Origin of the sequence: Arenibacter sp. P308M17, assembly GCF_003426735.1 — a bacterium.
GTDB lineage: Bacteria > Bacteroidota > Bacteroidia > Flavobacteriales > Flavobacteriaceae > Arenibacter.
Map to the genome: position 1 here is coordinate 158,116 of NZ_QVON01000001.1, position 17,950 is coordinate 176,065.

Consider the following 17,950-nt stretch of genomic DNA (forward strand, 5'->3'; position numbering starts at 1 on the left):
ACATATAGGGGGTTATGGGAATGAAATATATTTATATACCGTTGGTCTTGCTATTGATAGTAGCCTGTAAGGAAAAAGTGAAGGTAGACCCTTTGGAGCCAAGGGACACCACCCAAATAGGAGAGGAAATAATAGTCCACGAAGAGTATGCGGGACCTGAGCCTACCACTCCCGAAGGGACTGAATTTTATAAACCCGTACCCCCTGTGGTCAATCCCAATGACCCTGTAAAAAAGGCTCCCAGTGATGCCATTGTTCTTTTTAATGGGGATAATTTGGACAATTGGATATCCTCCAAGGACAGCACGGCGGCAAAATGGATGGTGAACAAGGATGGCAGTATGACGGTCAGCAATAAAACCGGTGATATACAGACCGTGCAGAATTTTGGTAGTATACAATTGCATTTGGAATGGAAATCTCCCGAAGAAGTTCAGGGAGAAAACCAAAGTAGGGGCAATAGCGGGGTATTTCTAAATGGGCTGTACGAGGTCCAGATACTGGACAACAATAACAACGACACCTATGTTAACGGACAAGTGGCTTCCATATACAAGCAACATGTACCGCTTGCCAAGGCATCCGTGCCCACTGGGGAATGGAATACCTATGACATTATTTATCACGCTCCGGAGTTCAATGATGAAGGGGGCAAGATTAAATCCGGGACCATTACCGTTTTGCATAATGGGGTACTGGTGCAGGATCATGTTGAAATAAAGGGAACCACCCCCTATATAGGCTGGCCCAAAAACCCTGCACACGGGAAAGGCCCTTTAAAGCTCCAGGATCACGGGGACAATAGTAGGGTAAGTTACAGGAATATTTGGGTAAGGGAACTTTAAGTTGAAAACCCACTTTTATTTACCTTTGACAAATTCTAAAAACAATTTATGATCCAATCTATGACAGGGTTTGGGAAGCATGTAATACAGCTTCCTTCGAAAAAAATTACCATTGAAATTAAATCGCTGAACAGCAAAAGCCTCGATTTAAATGCCAGAATACCTTCTGCCTACAGGGAAAAGGAATTGGAATTGCGCAGGACCATTGCAGGCTCCTTGGTAAGGGGCAAGGTAGATTTTGGATTATACATTGAAAATACAGGTGCAGAATGCGCTTCGGAGGTCAACGAAATAGTGGTGAGGCAATATATGAAACAGTTGGGACATATTGTTTCCGGAAATGAAATGGGGCTGTTGGAAATTGCCATGCGCATGCCGGACACCATGAAAACGGAACGGGAGGATATTGATGAGGAAGAATATAACATCATAAAGGAATCTTTGGAGGAAGCCTTAAAGGAAATAAATATTTTTAGGGATGAGGAGGGAAAGGTTTTGGAAGCCGATTTTGAGGCCAGAATAAGCGTTTTGAAGAGTTTGTTGGAACAAGTGGCACAAATGGACCCCGATAGGCTTTTAAAGATAAGGGAACGTCTGGAAAAGGCCGTGGCGGACCTAAAGGCCGATCTTGACACCAACCGTTTTGAACAGGAGCTTATCTATTATTTGGAGAAATATGATATTACGGAAGAAAAGGTCCGCTTGCTGAATCATTTGGATTATTTTTCGGCCACCCTTAAGTCGGACGACTCCAACGGTAAGAAGCTGGGCTTCATTAGTCAGGAAATAGGAAGGGAAATCAATACAATTGGTTCCAAGGCAAATTTTGCCCCTATGCAACAGTTGGTGGTGCAGATGAAGGATGAATTGGAAAAGATCAAGGAACAAATGCTCAACGTTTTATAATGAGAGGAGGAAAGCTAATTATATTTTCTGCCCCTTCCGGCAGTGGAAAAACTACCATCGTCAAACATTTATTAAATCAGCCGGAGCTTAATCTGGCTTTTTCCATTTCTGCGACTTCCAGGCCCAGACGGGGCAAGGAAAAGCACGGGGAACATTATTATTTTATGACCCTGTCCGAATTTAAGAGGCATATTAAGGACGATGATTTTTTGGAATGGGAAGAGGTGTATAGGGACAATTTTTACGGCACCTTGAAAAAAGAGGTAGACCGGTTATGGGCAGAGGGCAAGAACGTAATTTTTGATATAGATGTAGTCGGGGGCCTGCGTATAAAGAAGAAGTTTCCCGATCAGACCCTTGCCGTCTTTGTGAAGCCACCCAGTGTTGATGAACTTAAAATTAGGTTGAAGAAGCGCAGTACGGAATCTGATGATAAAATAAATATGCGGATCGCCAAAGCTTCTGTAGAGTTGGCCACTGCCCCACAGTTCGACGCGGTCATTAAAAATTATGATTTGCAGACCGCCTTGGACGAGGCACATAAATTGGTGGCGGAGTATATAGGTGTTGAAATTAAGGGTAAAAAATAGCAAAGTAGGACCTGCTCTGGATTGGTCCGTCCCTTTATATCCGAAGTAGTTTATTGAAAAATGATACTGAATCAAGTCTCGTATGAAAAAAAAAATTGGACTATATTTTGGCACCTTCAATCCGATCCATATAGGGCATATGGTGATTGCCAATCATATGGTAGAGTTTTCCGATCTGGACGAGGTCTGGTTTGTGGTTACTCCACAAAGTCCGTTTAAAACCAAAAAAAGCCTGCTGGACAATCATCATCGTTATCAGTTGGTAACAGAAGCTACCTTGGATTACCCCAAATTGAAACCGAGCAAAATAGAGTTTGATCTGCCCCAGCCCAATTATACCGTAAATACCCTTGCCCATTTACTGGAAAAATATGGGGACAAACACAATTTCAGTTTGATAATGGGGGAGGATAATTTAAAGGGACTGCATAAATGGAAGAATTTTGAGGTAATTCTTGAAAACCATTACATTTATGTCTATCCAAGGATTTCCGAAGGTGAAGTGGAGCATCGTTTTAGGGATCACGAAAAGATTCAACACGTGGCAGCCCCGATCATGGAAATTTCCTCTACTTTTATTAGGAAACAACATAAATTAGGTAAAAATGTGAGACCTCTGCTTCCGGAAAGGGTCTGGAAATATATGGATGAAATGAATTTTTATAGATAATCCAGAGTCGATCCGGCTTACAACTACATCCCTTTTGGAATTTTCAAGAAAACCATAGACCCACCTTTAGGGTAAAGCCAATCCATGGTGCCATAATATTTACCATATCCCAATCCAGGAATTAACTTAGGTCAAAACTCTTTTAGTATGATCAAAGAATACCATTAAACTGTATTTACGCGGACTTGAAATTGTTATACACCCCTCTATTGCAATTCAAGTTTGGCAGGTATTACCGTACTATCGTGCTCGTTGTAATAGAGTTCCAAAAGGTTCATGGTGGCATTAATAAAATCCTTTGTCTCCAAAAGAAAGGTAAAGTACAAAGTAGTATTTTTTGGACTGGATTCTTCGGTACGTGTCCTAGCGATCTGTTTTTCTATTTTTTGGGAAACCATATCCAGAAGTTCCTGCTTGCTGGCAAAAATTACGCCAATACGTTCAAAAGATCGAGTTTCAAAGGTGGTCTTTGTTGCACTCAACAATTTCTGTAATTCAAGCTCTATTTCCTTTAATTCTTTGATTTGGTTGTATTTCAGCTTTTTATGGTTGTTGTGAATGTGTTTATGGCTTATCTTGTTCAGGTATTCCAAGGATTGGGCCATATCCTGTAAATACCCTAATATGTTGATATAAAGATTACTGGCTCCAACACTGGCCTCGTCCAAATTTTTGATAAAATAAAATATATGATCTCTTAATTCATCAATTTCCTCAGAAAGTTTAACAACTTGTTTCTTGTTCTTTTTAAGAAGCTCCAAATCCTGTTTGGCAAGTCCGTCGATAATGTGGGTATAAATTTTGTTACTTCTTTTAGCCACATTGGAAATATTGTCCGCACTTTCTTCTATCACCCCTTGTATGGAGCTGCTTTCGGCCTTTCTTAAACTGTCCTCGGCCCTTATTTCCTTGGATTTTTTATTATGTGAAATATAGTTCCTTACAAGCAAAAGGACGGCCAATAACAACAGAACGGCCACCATAGAGGGGACGTGTATATTGATAAGGCTAACAATTACAGCGGCAGAAACAAAGGCGATAATGGCGGTAAAGAACCAACCTCCGATAACATTCAATACCCCTGCAACACGGTATACGGCACTTTCCGCTCCCCATGCCCTATCTGCCAAAGAGGAACCCATTGCCACCATAAAGGTAACATATGTGGTGGATAATGGCAATTTGTAGGAGGTAGCCAAGGATATTAGCACCCCGGCCACCATTAAGTTCACGGAAGCCCTTACCATATCAAAGGCCGGCATTTCAAAAGTCTTATCCTTGGAAAGGGGGATAACGGGCTTTTTAAATTTGACGTCTATTTTGTCCTGTAAGGTTTTAGGGATAAGGGCAGTGGTAACCGTAGATAGCATCATGGCCGATCTTACGATGCCCCTGGATAGAAAATTGGGCTGAAAGCGTTCCTTGGATTCCCCTTCCCTGGATAGGTTTATTTCTGTTTGGGTTACATAACGTGCCTTTTTGGAAAACCATAGGGTAAGAACCATTACCATCCCGGCTACAAAGAGCAAGATGGTGGGAGTAGGAACCTTGTCTGCCAGCACGGTCATGCTAAATTCGGTTGCGGGAATCCCGGAAGCTTGCCATGCCTCAAAGGACTGCCAAGCGGCGATGGGGACTCCGATAAAGTTGACAAGGTCGTTCCCGGCGAAGGCCAGGGCCAGGGCAAACGTACCCACTATAATAATCAGTTTGTAAACATCATATTTAAAAACTATCGAAACAATATAGGAAAGTAACGTCCAAAGTACGAGGCTTCCAATGATAATGGTGTTGGTATTGTTTTTTATATAATCTAAGACATCATCGCTCACAAAAGTGGCCCCTTTTAATCCCTTGATAAGGATGAAATAGGTGATTGCCGTAAGGGCAATACCCCCAAAAATGGCCCCGAGTATTTTCGCCTTTTTTTGAAACTCGAAAGAAAGTAGAATCCGGGAGAGATATTGGACAAAGGCCCCGACAGAAAAGGCAATGACAACGGACAGCAAGATGCCCATAATAATTTCAGTGGCTTTGGAAGTGTTTATGTAATCATAAATATCCATGTAATTGCCGCCTTCTCCGGCAATTTTAATAAAGGACATGGCTACGGAAGCACCCAAAAGTTCAAAAACAATGGATACCGTGGTGGAAGTGGGCATCCCAACTGTATTAAAAAAATCCAACAACAGGATATCGGTAATCATAACCGCCATGAATATGATCATGATTTCGCTGAACATGAATTCTCCAGGGTGAAAGATTCCCTTTCGGGCTACCTCCATCATACCACTGGAAAAAATGGCACCTATGGCAATACCCAAGCTGGCCACGATCATAATGGTCTTGAACGAAATGGCCTTGGATCCAATGGCGGAATTTAAAAAGTTAACTGCGTCATTACTAACCCCGACCACTAAATCTGCAATTGCCAGGAAGGCAAGGGCAATGATCATCAATAAATATAAATTGTCCATTATCTTGTAGAAATAGTGTGCAAATATCTAAAGTCTCCATATTGGTAACGTTATCTTAACGTTATGTTTTTAGCTAAAAATGCACATCCAATTGTAGCCGGTACATTAATTCATCGGAGCCGTTAACAACGGATAGATAACTAAGGTCTGTCTGTACCTTCAATTTATGGCCTACAACATATTTGGAAAGCCCTAAGGTATATTGATCTTCCAGGTTTTCTCCGGTAATATTTTCATCCAGCGCTACATTGGTATATCTTCCGGAAATCTCCCAATTGTTATTAAAAAGATAACCGGTTAGCAGATTTAATCCATGCCCCACCTGAACGACTTCTCCGGTCAGGGAGCCGTCCATATTCCTGGCAAAGGGGTCTTCGGCATCCCTATGTGCGAATTCACCCATGAAAGAAAATCCATTATATTTAAAGACCGCATCGAGGAACAAAGTGTTGATATTGGTTTGATGAAATCCGAAATCGGTTATCATATACGTTCCCTGATTGCTTCTTGTTTTTACGGCCTTGTGGTTAAAGTCGTAGGTGGCGGCCAACATTAGTTTTGGTGTTTTTTCCCTTTTTAAATCACTTCCGCTATATTCGGAATCGTTGATAAACTCTCCAAAAGGGAGTAGTTCCAATCGCCCCGTATACTGATGCCCACCAAGATTTCCGGTAGTAATATTCCTTCCTTCTCCCTGTGAAACGGCTATTTTTTCCCTTATTAGAAATTTGTTGTTTAAGAAAAAATGATGTCTGATCTGTATGCCAATATCGCGATCTATATTAAATTGTCTATTTAACATGGAGCGATCTACCAACTGCAAATCCCCAGAGGAAATTACCCGCTCCAAGTTGCCAGGGAGCTTGGTCTGTCCGGCCCAAAGCACAAAATTTTTGTAAAAGTTCCACATAATTACAGCATCATACATAAATCTGGGCGTGTTGTTGGTGTATGGGGAGGCTCCGGACATATCCCTGTTGGACAAGCCCAGTTCTATCTTGTACTGGAGTTTGGGCGAATGGGCAAACCCGTCAAATTTCAATCTGGCGCGCCTGATCAGCGCATTAAAATCGGGGTCCGTATAATTGCCGTTGGTGTTTTCTGTCCAAGTGGTGTTACTTAATAGTTGCATCCTGATGGCAATTTTGGCACTCCAGCTACTGTCCTTGCCCATCAAATTAAAAAGGCCTTTGCCAAATTCCGGGGCATTGGGTTCTTGTGAATAGGAGATAAAAAGTGAGCATAATGCAAGCCCTAGGGCCAAGCATCTTATTTTCATAATGTATTAGTTTTTGTCGGGGTGCAAAATACCAACATAATTGCGAATGGGGAAATATTTTTTACAAAATGAAAAAGCTACCTTGAAAAAGGTAGCTTCAGATTTCATATTAATAGTCGACAAAAACTAATTTATAAAATGAAACCAAAATAAAAATCGAAAGCTTTAAGCTAATTTCCACAATTGTAGAAAACTGGAGGTAAGCTTAAGTTTATCTTATTGTTAAGTTGGAATGTCCTTACAATTTGGGGCTATGGGAAAAAGGATTTATTATGTGTTGATATGTTAAAAATGTATCTTGCGGCCATTAATATTAGATTATGAATTGGGAGCAACTTCTATCTTTAAAGCGTTTTGGGGACACCCATAAGCGATTAAGAAAGGAACAGGACGAAACCCGCTTGGGTTTTGAAGTGGATTACGACAGGGTGATATTTTCAGCTGCCTTTAGGAGCTTGCAGGACAAGACCCAGGTGATACCCCTGTCCAAAACCGATTTTGTCCATACCCGCCTTACCCATAGTTTGGAGGTCTCCGTGGTAGGGAGAAGCCTTGGAAGGATCGCCGGGAAGAAAATTTTGGAAAAACACCCACATTTGGGTGTTGTGCACGGTTATAGTTTTAACGATTTTGGGGCCATCGTGGCTGCCGCGGCCCTAGCGCATGATATTGGGAACCCACCATTTGGGCATAGTGGGGAGAAGGCTATAGGGGAATATTTTAAAACCGGGAGGGGCAAGCAATTTGAAGCGGTTTTGACGGCAAAGGAGTTTCAGGACATTATAGATTTCGAAGGCAATGCCAATGGATATAGATTATTGACCGAATCCCGACAGGGTGTTGAGGGAGGATTGCGACTTAGTTATGCCACCTTGGGCGCTTTTATGAAGTACCCCAAGGAATCCTTGCCCAAGAGGCCTACCCAGCATATAGCCGACAAGAAATTTGGATTTTTTCAGCAGGATGTGGCTTCCTTTAGGGAAGTGGCCACCGAACTGGGACTGGACGCTAGGGGAGAGGGCGATCATATTGGTTATTGCAGACACCCGCTTGCCTTTCTGGTAGAGGCTGCGGATGATATTTGTTATACCATTATCGATTTTGAGGACGGAATCAATTTAGGCCTTATTCCAGAAGATTACGCTTTGGAATATCTAATAAAGTTGGTCAAGGACCGTATCAATATAAAAAAGTACAATAATTTGATTTATATGGAAGATCGTCTGAGCTATTTAAGGGCTTTGGCGATCAACACCTTGATTTCCGATGCCATTGCTGTTTTTATTGATAGCGAGGACACTATCCTTAAAGGGGAATTTTCGGTTTCCTTAATGGATAGGAGCAGGTTCAAGGCCCAGATCGAGGATATCATTACATTGAGTGTGCAGAAGGTCTACCGGTCCCATGAGGTATTGGAAAAGGAAATTGCGGGCTATAGGATTATTTCGGACATTTTGGATGTGTATACCACGGCATTGATCAGGAACAAGGAAGGGAACAGTTCCAATTATGACCGTCTAATAATTTCAACTTTGCCCGAAGCTTATAGGGAAACTAAAGGTACTATATACAACATACTTTTAAGCACCTGCTGTTATGTTGCCAGTTTATCCGATAGTGCTGCTGTACATATCCATAATAAGATTATGGGAAAACAGCTTTAAAAATCATATACAAGGCCAACGCCCAGTAATTGTTTAAATTGTACCTTACGTTTTCCTGGGGTAGTGACCGTACCATCCTCAGCTTTTACCTCATCGAAAATAATATCATGGTCATATAAAACATGGGTGCCAACGGAGGCCCTTATATATTTGTTTACGGTAAGATCCACATTTACTTCCCAGTCCACATCAATATTTCCGAAATTCTTTACATAATCCGAGTAAAGTTGTAACCTGTGATTTAGTTTGATATTTTCATATACCATGGTCTCCCAGGTATTAGACACCAAAAAACCAAATTCCAGATACACGTTTTCACCTTCCTCTATGATGTTGCCATCGGCATCCACGAGCGCTTTTTGTACTCCAAAGGCACCGCTGTTAGCCAGCGTTTGGTCTAGCACAAAGGTAGATTTGAAGGTAAGGGGAGCCAAACGGAGATCGAATTTCTTCCCCTCCGGGATAAAGGAGGTACCAGCACCCAAAAGGGCATATCCAGGGGCCATAAATCTGGAAATGGGTTTATCCCTATCGGGGTATTTGTACCCATTGGAGAACTGGGTCCTAAATTCGGCACTGGCGGAATAGTACCAATTGCTTATGGTGTCCCTTCTAAAAGCAAAAGTGGATGAAAACCGCAATGCATCGTCGGTTTTTCTTAATTTAAAGCCTTCTTGGGCATTTAGGCCATACCGAATATCCAAATTGTTGTTCAATTGAACATAACGAAATTTATAATTTCGTTCAAATTTGGCACTGGCCAGTCCCGAAATGGAGTTGTTGCCCCCGGCGTTCCAGTTTACAAAGGCCACTTCACTGAAATTAAACCCAAGTTTATTTACTTTTGTCCAGAATGAGGGAATCCTAAAACGTCTGTATTTTTCTTCCAGAGGCTTGGTTCGCTTAAAGGAAACAACGGGATTGGTCAGGTCCGCACCACGTGGAATGTACTTTATTTTGTCCTGTAGGGTCCGTATTACTATGGTATCTATACGCATGGAGTCTACACGCATAGAATCGACCTGAGTGGAATCCCGGGTCTGTGGAACAGGAATGGTATCTTGCGAGAACAGAAAATTAAAGTTTAGGAAAAGAAGTACAATAATGAAGATTTTAACGTTCATGCCAATCAGTATTCAAAAGGTTGTTAATATAATTTTTTAAGGTAGATATATCTATTTTTGCCATTTTATGGAGCTCTTCAACGGTTCCTTGCTCTATAAAAACATCATCAATGCCAAAAATCCGTATAGGGACAAAACTATGAATCTCATTGGCATATTCCAAAATGGCACTTCCAAATCCCCCCATTTTGCAACCATCCTCAACGGTAATCACGTTCTCATAGGTGGAGAATATTTGCTGCAGCGCAATGGTATCCAAAGGTTTTACAAAACGCATATTGTAGTGGCCAATTTGGTTGCTGTTATGGAGGTTCGTTATTACATCAGCGACCATATTCCCAATATGGCCGATTGAAAGCACAGCAATTTTCGTTCCTTTTTTTAGTTCCTGCGATTTTCCTATCGGAATTTTGCTAAATTTTTGTTTCCAATCCAAGGTTACCCCCCTTCCCCTGGGATATCTAATGGCTATGGGTTGCCCTAATCCCAATTGTGCCGTGAACATGATATTCCTAAGTTCAATTTCATTTAATGGTGCAAAAATAATAAGATTTGGAATACACCGTAAATAGGCCATGTCATAAATTCCGTGATGGGTGGCACCGTCCTGCCCCACCAAACCAGCCCGATCCAAACAAAAAATAACGGGAAGATGTTGTAGTGCCACATCATGTATGATCTGGTCATAGGCACGTTGTAAGAAAGTAGAATAGATATTGCAGAACGGGACCAGGCCTTCTGCGGCCATTCCACCGGCCATGGTTACCGCATGTTGCTCTGCAATTCCCACATCGAACGCCCTTTCAGGGAGTTGTTCCATCATATATTTTAGGGAACTTCCAGTAGGCATGGCCGGAGTTATCCCCACAATATTTTCATTGTTTTTGGCCAGTTCCACTAGGGTGTGCCCAAATACATCCTGATATCTTGGAGGTTGCATTTCGGAAGTTTTGGGCCAAAGGTCGCCCGTTTCCTTATCAAATCGTCCAGGGGCGTGGTACACCACCTGGTTCTCCTCCGCTTTTTTGAGCCCTTTGCCCTTAGTGGTTATGATATGTAGCAATTTAGGCCCTTCTATATTCTTTAGTCTCTTTAATTCCTTGATCAAGCCCTCCAGATCGTGCCCATCCATGGGGCCTGAATAATTAAAATTTAAACATTCAAATATGTTCTCGTCCTTGGCTATGCCTTTTTTAACATTGGTAAGGTATTTTTTCAATGCCCCTACACTGGGGTCGATCCCTATAGCATTGTCATTTAGGACTATAAGAATGTTGGCGTTGGTGTCCCCTGCATGATTAAGTCCTTCAAAGGCCATGCCGCTGGCAATGGAGGCATCACCTATGACCGCTATATGCTCCGTATTTTTTAACCCCTTTATTTGTGAGGCCAGGGCCATTCCAAGGATTGCTGAAATGGAGGTGGAACTATGTCCGGTACCAAAATCGTCATATGGACTTTCCGATCGTTTTGGAAAGCCGCTTATTCCTCCCAATTGCCTATTGGTGTTAAATATATCCCTGCGTCCCGTTAATATTTTATGACCGTAGGCCTGATGTCCAACATCCCATATCAGTTTGTCCTTTGGGGTGTTAAATACATAGTGAAGTGCGATCGTTAGTTCCACTACACCCAGACTGGCCCCTAAATGTCCCTCTTTGGTAGCTACAATGTCTATGATAAACTCCCTCAATTCTTGGGCAAGTTGTAACAAATGAACTATTTCCAGGGTTCGAATATCCTTGGGGTCGTTAATATGTTGGAGAATTCCCTTGGGCATACTTTAAATGTTAGGCAAAATTAATGTATTTAAACATTGAATGGCATGATTTTTAGTATTTGATTCACGGTTTTTTGGGATATTATAAACAAAAGGTATTTTTTTGACCCTTCATCAATATTGTTTACTATTGTGTCTTAATTGTTGGCTATGATAACCCCTTTTGACGATACCTATTTTATGAAGAAAGCCTTGCAGGAAGCGGAAGCCGCTTTTGAAATAGGAGAGGTACCCGTGGGGGCCGTTATCGTTGTTGGGAATAGGATTATTGCCAAGGCACACAATTTGACCGAGCGCTTGAACGATGTAACCGCGCATGCCGAAATGCAGGCTATCACTGCAGCAGCCAACTATCTGGGAGGGAAATATCTTCACCATTGTACCCTATATGTAACCCTGGAACCCTGCCAAATGTGCGCAGGAGCCCTGTACTGGAGCCAAATTTCCAAAATTGTCTATGCTGCAAAGGACACGGATAGGGGCTTTGTGACTATGGGAACCAAAATACACCCAAAGACCGAATTGGTGAGCGGGGTCTTGGAAGAGGAGGCATCGGCAATTTTGAAACGCTTTTTTATTCAGAAACGCAATTTGAATTAGGGCCTGTTAATTGCGCAACCCATCAACAGATATTGCATCTATTTATTGGTTCAACAATCTTGGATAATATGAAATATCCATTGGCAAAATTTTCAAACTCACCGAAAATAATTACTTGGATATTACACCCGGCTGTCCGCCCGTTCCGAAACTGACGGGAATGAAGAGGTCGGGCAGGTCTGATCAATAAAAAACCTTGTCTGCCGAACAGGCAGGCAATAAATATAAACAGATGAAAGTTTATGCAATAATACCGTTATTGGGGTTGATTTTTGCCTTAAACGGATGTTCCACGGACGGGACGGCTGAAAATAGTGATAAGCTTAATGGAACTTGGAGCCTGATCAATGTTAGTGGAGGATTCGCAGGGGTTGATGAAGACTTTGAAAAAGGGAGAATTATTTGGAAATTTGATGCTGGTGAAGGAACATTGGCGGTTTCCAACAATTACGGGTCCAATGACAATTATTATGGTCTGCCAATAGGAACCTATACGTATTCCCTTTTGGAGGTGGAAGGCCAATATTATTTGCAGTTGAACGACAAGGAGGTAGGAGAGGTCGTTGTTGCCAGATCAAAATTTCTCCTTGACCAAAATAGTACTACTTCGGGAAGTGGAGCCGATGGTTTTTTATTGGTATTGGTTAGATGATCAGGGCAGGTAGTGATAGGTTGGTTAAAAACAAAACCCCTAGCGGTCATCAAGGGGTTATAATTTTTTTCAAAATAAAATAGTATTAGCCAATTACCTGCACTTTTGCAGCGACTATTCCCTTGCGTCCTTCTTCTTCCTGGTATTCTACTTTGTCTCCTTCGTTAAGTTCGGTTCCGTTTAATGCAGTGGCATGAACAAAAATATCCTTACCAGTGTCATCGTTGGTAATGAAGCCGTATCCCTTGGATTCATTAAAAAATTTTACTGTTCCAGTCATTCCGATTAAATTAAAATAATAAATGTTTAGATTACTAATTTATGTTTTTTTGGTCAATTTAAAAAATATCAAAATTACTGCTTCCTGTCTGTCGTTTCCTTTTCCTTTCCCTGCATTTTCCTGATGTTTTCTTCAGTGAGCATATAATCCTTCATTTTCTTGCCCTTACTGACCTTGATAAGAAATAGCGGCATGGCTACCAGAAATATTCCGACCGTACCAAAGCCAATGTACTTATTGGACAGGGCTATATTTTCTTCATTAATGCTAAAACCATAAATGATTGAGGCGAGGGAAGCCAGGAGTATTAAGAAAATAAGATATTTCATTCCCAAATAAAGATGTTAAGAGGTTAAATTTATTAATTTTCTTCTATAAACGGTCAAAAGTTTGGATTTGGAAATGAAACCAATATATTTTTCATTCTTGATAACGGGTAGGTTCCAAGCGCCGCTATTTTGAAATTTCTCCATAATATCCGTCATTTTATCCTTGTCCAATTCAATAATATCAGGAGGGGTGTTCATAATGTCGGATGCCATGACTTCCTTGTACAATTTTTGATCGAACATTATGGGCCGTATGTCGTCCAATAAAATAATCCCCAAAAGGGTATTGTCCTCCTTGTCTATTACAGGGAAAATATTTCTATTGGATTTAACCACGGCCTGGTGTACAATATTCCCTAAGTTCATCTCAGGATATATTGGTACAAAATTATCTTCTATAACCTTGTCTATATCCATTAAGGTTAAAACGGCGTGGTCCTTATCATGGGTAATCAACTCTCCCTTTCTGCCCAATTCCATGTTGTATACAGAATGCGGGTGCACGTATTTGGTAATGGAAAATGAGATTGCCGCGGTAATCATTAACGGAATAAATAATTCATAGCCTCCTGTAACCTCGGCTATAAGGAATATTGCAGTTAGTGGGGCGTGGAGCACCCCGGCCATTAGACCGGCCATGCCGACCAAAGTAAAATTACTTTCGGAAATTTGGTTTGGAAAGATTCCTATACCGTTAATTGCCTTGGCAATGCAATGGCCCATTATACTTCCCATAAATAGTGTTGGTGCAAAGATACCCCCAACCCCACCTGCACCAAAAGTCAGGGCACAGGCAATAATTTTAAAAAATACCAGTCCGGCAAGTAGGCCTATTACCAACCAAACATTGGATAGGTCCAATTGAAAAATGTTGTTTTCCAATACATTTTCGGGCTTGCCTATGATGAGGTTGTTGATAACATCAAAACCCTCACCATATAAAGGAGGGACCAAATAAACCAATATTCCTATGGCAATTCCTCCATAGAGCAGCCTTTTAACTGGGGAATCAATTTTGTTGAATAGCTTTTGGATCCGCTCATATACTTCGGTAAAATATATGGAAGTCAGGCCCGAAAATAGCCCTAGGACCAGGTAAAAGGGAATGTCGGACATTATAAAGTCATCTTCTATTTTAAAGGGTAAAAGAATATCATTCCCAAAGAAAAAATAGGAGGTAATAATCCCTGAAAGGGAAGCTAAAAGTAAGGGCAGCATGGAGGCAATGGTAAGGTCCAGGCTAAACACCTCTATAGCAAAAATAATGGCCGCAACCGGGGCCTTGAATATGGAAGACAATGCTCCCGCTGCCGCACATCCGATGAGTAAGTTCCTCGTGGTCTGGTTTACGTGAAACATTCGGGATATATTGGAGCTTATTGCGGCTCCCGTGGCTACGGTTGGGCCTTCCAATCCAACCGAACCTCCAAAACCTACAGTAATGGGTGCGGTAAGAATGGAGCCGAACATCTGATATTTCCTCATGATTCCCTTTTTTTTGGATATGGCGAAAAGGGTAGAGGGTATACCATGGCTCACTTTGTTTCGGATTACATATTTAATGATCAGATAAACAATGGTGAGTCCTATTAAGGGAAATATGAAATAAAAGGCCTGGTGATAATACCTTACCAAATTGCCTTCCAATAAATGTTGAAAAAAATGGGTCAGATTTTTAAGGATAACCGCACCGATGCCAGAAGTAAAACCTACCAAAATACTTAGCAGGTATGTAAACTGCCTTTGGGAAATATGTTTTGCGCGCCAAACCAAAAAGTTGGTAAGCCAAGATTTTTTTAGTGCCGTCATTATTAGGAGCTCATTTAAACGTTTTCAATTGGCTAAAACCCGCCTGACCATCGACGGGCAGGAATCGCTTTTTTTCACCCACTTTTCACCTTTCCTGCCTGCCGGCAGGCAAGTTTTCTTCCGTAGCGATGCTATGCAACTCAAAAAAGCTTTCAACTGGGTAAAAAATGTCTAATTTTCGCTTCAATCCAAAAAGTTTAAATGAGTTCCATTAAAAAAATCCTGCCGGTTACTGGACCGGCAGGATTTTAAAGATATGATTATAAATCCAATTTCAGGTGAAGCTCCTTTAACTGTAGATCGTCAATCGGGGCGGGGGCATCGATCATGACATCGCGGCCGCTGTTATTTTTTGGAAAAGCAATAAAATCGCGAATGGTTTCCTGTCCACCCAAAATGGCCACTAACCTATCCAGGCCAAATGCCAGCCCACCATGGGGAGGCGCCCCATATTGAAAGGCATCCATTAAAAACCCAAATTGTGCCTTGGCTTCCTCCGGGCTAAAGCCAAGATGTCTAAACATTGTGGCCTGTATTTGCTTGTCATGAATACGTATGGAACCCCCTCCAATTTCATTTCCATTTAATACGAGGTCATAGGCATTGGCCTTTACCGCTCCTGGATCTGTATCCAACAACTCCATTTGTCCAGGTTTGGGCGAGGTAAACGGATGGTGCATGGCATGGTAATGTCCGGTTTCTTCGTCCAGTTCCAATAAAGGAAAATCTATTACCCACAGGGGGGCAAACTCATTATTTTTACGTAATCCAAGACGTTGTGCAATTTCCATTCTAAGTGCACTTAATTGCGTCCTGGTTTTGTTGGCGTTCCCGGATAGGACGCAGATGAGGTCGCCCGCCTTTGCTCCGGTGGCACCTGCCCATTTGGCAAGATCTTCCTGATCGTAAAATTTGTCTACCGAAGACTTGAAGGAGCCATCCTCATTACATCTGGCATAGACCATGCCTTTGGCCCCTATTTGTGGTCTGCGCACCCAATCTACAAGGGCATCTATTTCCTTTCTGGTATAGGCCGCACCGCCAGGGATGGCAATACCTACTACCAATTCGGCCTCATTGAATATTCCAAAGTCCTTGTGCTGTGCAATGGCATTAAGTTCCCCGAATTCCATACCAAAACGGATATCCGGTTTGTCATTGCCATATTTTTTCATGGCCTCGTCATAGGTCATCCTTGGAAACTGGTCTATGGAGACCCCTTTTATTTCTTTTAACAAATGTCTAGTGAGTCCCTCAAAAACATTTAAAATATCTTCTTGTTCCACAAAGGCCATTTCGCAGTCTATTTGCGTAAATTCCGGTTGCCTGTCCGCTCTCAGGTCTTCATCCCTGAAGCATTTAACGATCTGGAAATATTTATCCATTCCCCCTACCATCAATAACTGTTTAAATGTTTGGGGAGATTGTGGCAAGGCGTAAAACTGGCCTTCGTTCATTCTGCTGGGCACTACAAAATCTCTCGCACCCTCAGGGGTAGATTTTATTAAATAGGGCGTTTCAACCTCAATAAAACCGTGGTCTGAGAGATATTTTCTAACCTCTATGGCCACTTTATGTCTAAAAATGAGGTTGTTCTTAACGGGATTTCTACGAATGTCCAAATATCGATATTTCATTCTAATATCTTCGCCTCCGTCGGTCCGGTCTTCAATGGTGAAGGGGGGGACCAGGGATTTGTTGAGTATCTTGATCTCTGATACCAATACTTCCACATTTCCGGTAGGGATGTTTGGGTTTTTTGAAGCTCTTTCAATAACGGTTCCTTTCACCTGTACCACAAATTCGCGACCTAAGGATTTTGCAATTTCCATAATCTCTTTTGAGGAACGTTCCCCATCAAAAATGAGCTGGGTAATTCCATATCGGTCGCGCAGATCGGCCCAAACCACAAAACCTTTGTCCCTTATAGTTTGTACCCATCCTGATAAGGTTACCTGGGTCTGTTGATGGGTTTCCCTTAATTCACCGCAATTATGACTTCTATACATCTTTTATATCATCTAAGAAAAGGCAAATGTAAGAAGTAATAGGGTAAGCTGAAAAAAATATCCTCAATTGGGAAAATATTGGTGTTGGCTGCAAGAATTTGTCCTATTTATGCCTCATGAGCCTGTCTATATCAGACCAAACAGGCTTTTTATGAGGTGATTGACGATATAGTATCCCAAATCATCGATTAAAGATCTCACTCTCAGATAGAGGAATATTTTAAATTTTGTAAATAACTTAAAAACAGATATTTAGTGTTTCAATGTAAATTTAATGTTAATTAAAGGTTTATTTTTCGTAAAATATATGTACCTTTATTTCGTTAGGAGATTATGGATGAACTTAAAATTCAAAATAAATGAAAGCAATAACATTAATTTTCACACTGCTATTTTCTGTTGTAAGCAATGCACAAGAAATAAAACCTGTTTTTCAACAAGATGGTGAAATGTTAAAGGCCACTTATTTTCATGATAACGGAACGGTTTCCCAAGAGGGACATTTTTTAAAGGGAAAGCTTCATGGGGAATGGAAGATGTATAGTGAAGATGGTAAGAAAATTGCCATGGGGGAATATACCGAAGGAAAGAAAACAGGAAAATGGTTCTTTTGGGATGCCAAAAAATTAAAGGAAGTAGATTTTGTTGACAGTAAAATTGCCAATGTTACCGAATGGGACAATGCAGGTCAATTAGCGGTCAATAAATAATTGAATATTTTTATAATGGGAAACCCGGCGATGTTCGTCGGGTTTTTTGTTTTTAAATTTTGCTAGATAATCGAGATTTATACCTGTTCGTCCGTATCCAGGATCAATAACAATTGCTGTGTTTATGCAAATATTCTTATGAAAAAAAATAGCTTTATAACGACACTGTTTTTTGGCGTTGTTTTCCGCAAGGGATCCCGGAGCGTATTTTGCCGTGTCCATGAAA

17 protein-coding genes are annotated in these 17,950 nt (G+C 41.3%); 9 read left to right on the forward strand and 8 right to left on the reverse strand.

From position 1 onward, the window contains the following. Positions 1-20: 20 nt before the first annotated feature. From D0S24_RS00730 to nadD, 4 genes are all read left to right on the forward strand, one after another. Complete coding sequence (locus D0S24_RS00730) at positions 21-845, forward strand: DUF1080 domain-containing protein (protein WP_117018545.1); 825 nt, start codon at positions 21-23, stop codon at positions 843-845. A gap of 48 nt (positions 846-893) precedes the next feature. Next, positions 894-1,751, forward strand: coding sequence for a YicC/YloC family endoribonuclease (locus tag D0S24_RS00735; protein ID WP_117017954.1), 858 nt, complete (start codon positions 894-896; stop codon positions 1,749-1,751). After that, on the forward strand, positions 1,751-2,341 hold the full coding sequence (gene gmk / locus D0S24_RS00740; RefSeq protein WP_117017955.1) for a guanylate kinase: 591 nt from the start codon (positions 1,751-1,753) through the stop codon (positions 2,339-2,341). The genes D0S24_RS00735 and gmk overlap by 1 nt, the downstream gene beginning before the upstream one ends. 82 nt (positions 2,342-2,423) lie before the next feature. Beyond that, complete coding sequence (gene nadD, locus D0S24_RS00745; protein ID WP_117017956.1) at positions 2,424-3,011, forward strand: nicotinate (nicotinamide) nucleotide adenylyltransferase; 588 nt, start codon at positions 2,424-2,426, stop codon at positions 3,009-3,011. Positions 3,012-3,217: 206 nt separating this feature from the next. On the opposite strand, the gene D0S24_RS00750 is transcribed toward nadD, so the two are convergent. Beyond that, complete coding sequence (locus D0S24_RS00750; protein ID WP_117017957.1) at positions 3,218-5,488, reverse strand: inorganic phosphate transporter; 2,271 nt, start codon at positions 5,486-5,488, stop codon at positions 3,218-3,220. A gap of 73 nt (positions 5,489-5,561) precedes the next feature. Then, positions 5,562-6,767, reverse strand: coding sequence for a porin (locus D0S24_RS00755; protein WP_117017958.1), 1,206 nt, complete (start codon positions 6,765-6,767; stop codon positions 5,562-5,564). 320 nt (positions 6,768-7,087) lie between these two features. Between D0S24_RS00755 and dgt the strand changes: the two genes are divergently transcribed. Next, on the forward strand, positions 7,088-8,431 hold the full coding sequence (gene dgt / locus D0S24_RS00760; protein WP_117017959.1) for a dGTP triphosphohydrolase: 1,344 nt from the start codon (positions 7,088-7,090) through the stop codon (positions 8,429-8,431). Here the strand turns inward: dgt and D0S24_RS00765 are convergent. Both D0S24_RS00765 and D0S24_RS00770 read right to left on the reverse strand, forming a co-directional pair. After that, a complete protein-coding gene (locus D0S24_RS00765) occupies positions 8,428-9,555 on the reverse strand; it encodes a DUF3078 domain-containing protein (protein ID WP_117017960.1) in 1,128 nt (375 codons plus the stop codon). The two genes, dgt and D0S24_RS00765, sit on opposite strands and share 4 nt — an antisense overlap. Beyond that, positions 9,545-11,335, reverse strand: coding sequence for a 1-deoxy-D-xylulose-5-phosphate synthase (locus D0S24_RS00770; RefSeq protein WP_117017961.1), 1,791 nt, complete (start codon positions 11,333-11,335; stop codon positions 9,545-9,547). The genes D0S24_RS00765 and D0S24_RS00770 overlap by 11 nt, the downstream gene beginning before the upstream one ends. Positions 11,336-11,485: 150 nt before the next feature. Here D0S24_RS00770 and D0S24_RS00775 point away from each other — a divergent pair, with 150 nt between their 5' ends. Both D0S24_RS00775 and D0S24_RS00780 read left to right on the forward strand, forming a co-directional pair. Then, a complete protein-coding gene (locus D0S24_RS00775) occupies positions 11,486-11,935 on the forward strand; it encodes a nucleoside deaminase (protein WP_117017962.1) in 450 nt (149 codons plus the stop codon). Positions 11,936-12,167: 232 nt separating this feature from the next. Next, positions 12,168-12,587, forward strand: coding sequence for a hypothetical protein (locus D0S24_RS00780; RefSeq protein ID WP_117017963.1), 420 nt, complete (start codon positions 12,168-12,170; stop codon positions 12,585-12,587). Positions 12,588-12,672: 85 nt separating this feature from the next. On the opposite strand, the gene D0S24_RS00785 is transcribed toward D0S24_RS00780, so the two are convergent. The 3 genes from D0S24_RS00785 to D0S24_RS00795 form a co-directional block, all read right to left on the reverse strand. Further along, a complete protein-coding gene (locus D0S24_RS00785) occupies positions 12,673-12,867 on the reverse strand; it encodes a cold-shock protein (RefSeq protein WP_031441862.1) in 195 nt (64 codons plus the stop codon). A 74-nt stretch (positions 12,868-12,941) separates the two neighbouring features. Further along, positions 12,942-13,196 (reverse strand): hypothetical protein, encoded by a 255-nt coding sequence (locus tag D0S24_RS00790; protein ID WP_117017964.1) that lies wholly within the window; start codon positions 13,194-13,196, stop codon positions 12,942-12,944. Positions 13,197-13,211: 15 nt separating this feature from the next. Further along, entirely contained in the window at positions 13,212-15,005 is a 1,794-nt protein-coding gene (locus D0S24_RS00795; RefSeq protein WP_117017965.1) for a chloride channel protein, read from the reverse strand. A 28-nt stretch (positions 15,006-15,033) separates the two neighbouring features. Here D0S24_RS00795 and D0S24_RS20975 point away from each other — a divergent pair, with 28 nt between their 5' ends. Beyond that, a complete protein-coding gene (locus D0S24_RS20975) occupies positions 15,034-15,180 on the forward strand; it encodes a hypothetical protein (protein WP_181937998.1) in 147 nt (48 codons plus the stop codon). Positions 15,181-15,265: 85 nt separating this feature from the next. Here D0S24_RS20975 and aspS read toward each other — a convergent pair whose 3' ends face one another. Beyond that, positions 15,266-17,014, reverse strand: coding sequence for an aspartate--tRNA ligase (gene aspS, locus D0S24_RS00800; protein WP_117017966.1), 1,749 nt, complete (start codon positions 17,012-17,014; stop codon positions 15,266-15,268). Positions 17,015-17,373: 359 nt separating this feature from the next. On the opposite strand from aspS, the gene D0S24_RS00805 reads away from it, so the two are divergent. Further along, entirely contained in the window at positions 17,374-17,724 is a 351-nt protein-coding gene (locus tag D0S24_RS00805; protein ID WP_117017967.1) for a toxin-antitoxin system YwqK family antitoxin, read from the forward strand. The last annotated feature ends 226 nt before the right edge of the window (positions 17,725-17,950 follow it).